This is a genomic window from Thalassotalea sp. Y01 (assembly GCF_012932945.1).
Classification (GTDB): domain Bacteria; phylum Pseudomonadota; class Gammaproteobacteria; order Enterobacterales; family Alteromonadaceae; genus Thalassotalea_A.
The window spans coordinates 1-5429 of record NZ_JABBXG010000019.1; the positions used below are offsets into that span (position 1 = coordinate 1).

2 protein-coding genes, 1 tRNA gene and 1 rRNA gene are annotated in these 5429 nt (G+C 42.0%); all 4 read left to right on the plus strand.

The features are described from left to right. A 5S ribosomal RNA gene (gene rrf / locus HII16_RS16585) occupies positions 1–94 on the plus strand; the annotation flags it as partial. A gap of 11 nt (positions 95–105) precedes the next feature. Then, positions 106–190, plus strand: a tRNA-Tyr gene (locus tag HII16_RS16590). Between the two features lie 418 nt (positions 191–608). Further along, positions 609–1730, plus strand: a complete 1122-nt coding sequence (locus tag HII16_RS16595) for an efflux RND transporter periplasmic adaptor subunit (protein WP_169131953.1) — start codon at positions 609–611, stop codon at positions 1728–1730. Positions 1731–1734: 4 nt separating this feature from the next. Continuing rightward, positions 1735–4869 (plus strand): multidrug efflux RND transporter permease subunit, encoded by a 3135-nt coding sequence (locus tag HII16_RS16600; protein ID WP_169131955.1) that lies wholly within the window; start codon positions 1735–1737, stop codon positions 4867–4869. The last annotated feature ends 560 nt before the right edge of the window (positions 4870–5429 follow it).

The window sequence follows — 5429 nt, forward strand, 5'->3', positions numbered from 1 at the left end:
GAACCACCTGATCCCATGCCGAACTCAGAAGTGAAACGAAGTAGCGCCGATGGTAGTGTGGGAGTTCCCATGTGAGAGTAGGTCATCGCCAGGCTTCCAATTTTTGGAGGGGTTCCCGAGTGGCCAAAGGGATCAGACTGTAAATCTGACGGCTCCGCCTTCGGTGGTTCGAATCCACCTCCCTCCACCACGTTTGAGAAAGCCCGCTATTACAGCGGGCTTTTGTGGTTTTAAAGCATGTGGATGAGATCCATAGGTTCAACCAAATTGTCTGGAGCAATTTAGAACGTACGAAGTACAACCTTAAGGTTTAAATGCATAGAGGCATTTAGTAATCCACCTCCCTCCACCACGTTTAAGAAAGCCCGCTATTGCAGCGGGCTTTTGTGCTTTTCTAATCTAAAAAATCATTCTAATGCGTATCTACAAAGACTTAACACTCTTCTTTTTAGATAAAAATTTGTGAATTTACTTACATTTCCTATTCTTTAATAAGTGTTAATAATCATCAGCACTATTAAGTTAATTGGGCTTTCATCATCTCGACGTAATGTATTCAATCAAATCGAAATTCGATTGCATCTATTCACTAACAAGGAGATTGGACTATGTTTAGTTCATTATCTGTCGCCATTAAGTCTCTATTGATCTTATGGTTGCTTTTTTCTTTTGGTTGCAAGGACTCTCAACAAGGAGCACGGACTACGCCGCCACCTTCGGTAACTGTTATTGAGGTTGGTAAATCGAATGTTAAGCGTTCGGTAACCTACAACGGTCGAGTTGAGGCGGTAGATGCGGTTGAGTTAACAGCAAGGGTTCAAGGGTTTTTATTAGAGAGGCTGAAAAGTGAGGGGGCCCAAGTTGAAGCCGGTGAATTGCTGTTTGTTATCGAAAAAGACAGTTATATCGCAGAGGTAGAACGAGTTAAAGGTGCGCTTGAAAAACTTCGAGGTGCGCGTCGACTAGCACAAATCGAACGAGACAGAAGAGCAAAACTGGTAAAAACCAAAGCCATTTCTCAAGAGCAACTTGATATTGCTGAAGCAAACCTTATAGAAGTTAACGGTGAGATAACTTCACAAAAAGCAGCATTACGCACCGCTGAATTGAATCTTAGTTACACCGATATTAAAGCGCCTATTAGTGGCAAAATAGGTTTATCACCATATTCTGTAGGTGACTTTGTTGGTCCATCTTCAAAAGCGCTGTCCACGGTTGTCAGTCAAGATCCTTCATACGTTACGTTTCCAATTACGCAAAGAGAATTAATGACCCATTCAAGTGCCAAAACTGGTATCACGCCTGAGCAAATCGAGGTACGAGTGAAAATGGCTGACGGCAGTTATTATCAACGAATTGGTAAGTTAGACTTTATTGACGTCGTTGCAGATCCCACAACAGATACGTTATTAGTGCGTGCAAAGTTTGATAATCCCGATGGTGTTTTAGTGCATCAACAACTGGTAAATGTTGAGTTGCAAGAACAAAACCCGAGAAGCGAAATTACCGTACCGCAGTCAGCGGTGCAATTCGATCAACAAGGTCGTTATGTGCTGTTAGTTGATGATGAAAATAAAGTCGTAGTGCAGCGCATTGAAGCGGGAGCCACGGTGCAAGGTAAAGTAGTTATTAAAAACGGTCTTCAAGAAGGGCAAAAAGTAATAACCTTAGGTGTGCAAAAAGTAAGACCAGGAGTCGTCGTAAATCCTAATATGGCTTCAGCGGAGTAGAAAGATGATTTCTGATATTTTTATTGATCGACCGCGATTCGCTATTGTTATTTCCTTGGTGATTTCAATCGCAGGTGTCATTTCTTTACAAGCGCTACCCGTTGCTCAATTTCCTGATATTGTTCCACCTCAGGTTGAGGTAACTGCGTTTTACCCCGGGGCTAGTGCTGAAGTAGTCGAAGAAACGGTAGCGCAAACCATTGAATCAAAGGTGGTTGGCGTATCCAACATGTTGTATATGAAGTCGACGAGCAGTAGTGACGGTAGCTATACAATGTTGGGATCATTCGCGGTAGGTACCGACGCTGACATAAACACAGTAAATACCAAAAACAAAGTCGATTTGGCCGAAGCACAATTGCCATCTGAAGTGCAGCGTAATGGTGTAAACGTAAAGAAAAAGTCATCAGCATTGATGCAAATGGTGGCTATAAACTCTCCTGACGAAAGCTTTGATACGTTATTTCTAAGTAACTATGCCAATATAAACCTACTTGACAACCTAAAACGCGTACCTGGTGTCGGTGATGTTTACCTATATGGTATAGATTACAGCATGAGGATTTGGTTAGATTCAGATAAATTAACCAGCTACAAGCTTACCATTGCCGAAGTTGTTGCTTCTTTACAGTCACAAAACTTACAAGCTGCCGTCGGTCGTATAGGTGCCCAACCTATGACAGATGATCAGGATTTCCAGTTAAATATTCAAACCACAGGCCGCTTAACCGATGCAGAACAATTTGATAATGTCGTTGTTAGAGCAAACAACGATGGCTCGTTTGTGCGCATAAAAGATATAGGCCATGCCGAATTAGGTGGCAAATCTTTAGATGCTTATGGTCGCTTTCAAGGTGGATCAACCGCGGTTTTAGGCATTTATCAAGCGCCAGGAGCTAATGCGATCGCGGCTTCAGAAGCGGTAAAACAAGTTATGGAGCAAGCTGCTGAAAGTTTTCCGCAAGGAATGGATTACACCATCACTTACGATACAACTCGTTTTGTCGAGGAGAGCATTGAATCAGTTCAGCACACATTGGTTGAAGCATTAGGTTTAGTCGTTATCGTTGTCTATCTGTTTCTTGGTAATTTAAGAGCGACGATTATTCCCATCATTGCAGTGCCGGTATCAATTTTAGGCGCGTTTGTCGTTATGCTGGCCTTCGGGTTTACTGCTAATACAGTGTCTTTACTCGCCTTAGTGGTTGCCATTGGTATTGTTGTTGATGATGCCATTATTGTTGTCGAAAACGTAGAAGCGGTAATGGAAAAAGATCCAAGTTTAAGTCCTGCTGAGGCGGCAAAAATTGCCATGAAGGAAATTACTGCGCCAATCATTGCGATCACTGCTGTATTACTCGCGGTATTTGTACCGGTTGCCTTTATACCTGGAATTTCAGGATTGATGTTTCAACAATTTGCCGTTGCCGTGTCTGGCTCTATGGTTATCTCGGCTATCAACGCTCTGACATTAAGCCCTGCATTATGTGCGTTATTCCTAAAACCATCGCATGGCCCATCAAAGGGGTTGATAAAATATGTATTTGCTGGAATAGATAAAGCTCGAGATGGATATGTATCGGTTGTTAAGCGATTAGTGCGTGTGTCGATATTTAGTATACCAGCCATCATTGCTATCTTCTTTGGCTTAACCACAATAACCAATAATGTACCGAGTGGCTTTTTACCTGATGAAGATCAAGGCGCATTTATGGTTGAAATCCAGTTACCTGAGGGCTCTTCGGTCAATCGCACAGATAGCGTGGTACGCCAAGCCGGCCAAGTGGCGATGGAAACTGAAGGTGTCAAAGAAGTAACTGAAGTCGTTGGTTTTAGTTTGATAGATAACATAGTTAAATCCAACGCTGGTTTTTTAGTGGTGGTGTTAGACCCATTTGATCAACGTGAAGATGAGTCATTGGATGCTCACCAATTGATCGCTAAATTGGGTGGGCAATTTGCGACCATACAAAACGCCAATGTATTTCCTTTTAACTTACCGCCTATTATGGGCCTAGGTACCGGTTCAGGTTTTGAATATCAGCTGCAAGATTTGCAAGGTAAGAGCCCTGCTGATTTAGCTGCGCTTGGTCGCAGCATGATGATTAATGCCAATCAAAATGAACAGCTACAAGGTGTGTTCACGACATTCTCTGCCAATACACCGCAAATATATTTAGATATAGATAGAAGCAAAGCGCAAACCTTGGGGGTAGAAATTAGTGACGTATTCTTAACTCTACAAGCTATGCTTGGTAGTTACTATGTTAATGATTTTAATTTGTTTGGCCGGACTTGGCAGGTAAACCTGCAAGGCCAAATGGAAGATCGAAACGAAATTGAAGACATATTTAGATTGCACGTGAAAAACCGTAGCGGTGAAATGGTGCCTGTGCGATCGGTAGCTGAACCTGAAATGATATTGCGACCTCAATACGTGATGCGCTACAACAACAACCGCAGTCTAACCATGATGGGAGGACCAGCCCCAGGCTATGCATCGGGTGATGCGTTAATTGCAATGGAAGAAGTTTCCGAACAAACGCTACCGCCTGGCTATGGTTTTGAATGGACATCAACAGCATTACAGGAAAAACAAGCAGCAGGACAAACGGCTCCAATCTTGGCAGCAGCTTTGTTATTCGTTTATTTATTCTTAGTAGCTCTTTATGAAAGCTGGAGCATTCCACTCGGTGTAATCCTATCCGTCTCTGTTGGATTACTCGGTGCGATGTTTACTTTGCTGATCACTGGTCTTGAGCTTAACCTTTATGCGCAAATCGGCATCGTCGTGCTTATCGCACTTTCCGCTAAAAATGGCATACTCATAGTAGAGTTCGCCAAGGAGCAGCGAGAAAAAGGAGTCCCTATAGTTGATGCTGCAGTCGAAGGTGCTCGGTTACGTTTTCGTGCGGTTATGATGACTAGCTTTGCCTTTATTGCAGGTTTATTGCCGCTAGTGGTTGCTTCTGGTGCAGGTATGCTAAGTCGAAATGGTGTAGGCACTGCCGTTTTTGGTGGTATGATTGCCGCTTCATCTATCGGTATTTTATTGATTCCCCCTTTATATGTAGTTATTCAACGGTTTAGGGAAAAGGTTAAAGGTGAAACTGTGCCTGAACCTGAAAAAACGAATTAAAAACATATAAATACACGTCTTCATTAACTTACTGAAAAGGCGTGATTTTGTATATTTCTTATCAGTGTGTCTCAATGTTAAATTATGTTGCTAATTAATAGAGTTTAGTTAGCAATTTAAACAGTTCTTAAGGCACGTGAGTGAGTTTCTTGGGCAAACAACTGTTGCACTGTAACTTCCTTAAATTAGCTAGTATTTAACCAATGAAACTCTATGTAGAGCCTTATTTATAGGGTTTTGTACAAGAACTGAGCGAAAAACCACTAAATTCAAATTATTTCAAAAAAACTGTTGACCTTATCTGAAAAATCCCTAAAATGCGCATCCACTTCAACGGCAAAGGCCAACGGGGTGTTTTGATATGTTTAGTTAAGCGATTGTTTCTCTAAACGGCCAACAAAACTTTTGAAAATAATTTCAAAAAAAAGTTGACATCAAAACTGAGTTGCGTAGAATGCGCATCTCGCTTCGGGCAAGCCCAGAAGCAACAAGCACTAGCGAATGCGTCTAATGCTTAATTCTTTAACAATTAGTTATCATGCAATTTGTGTGAGCACTCA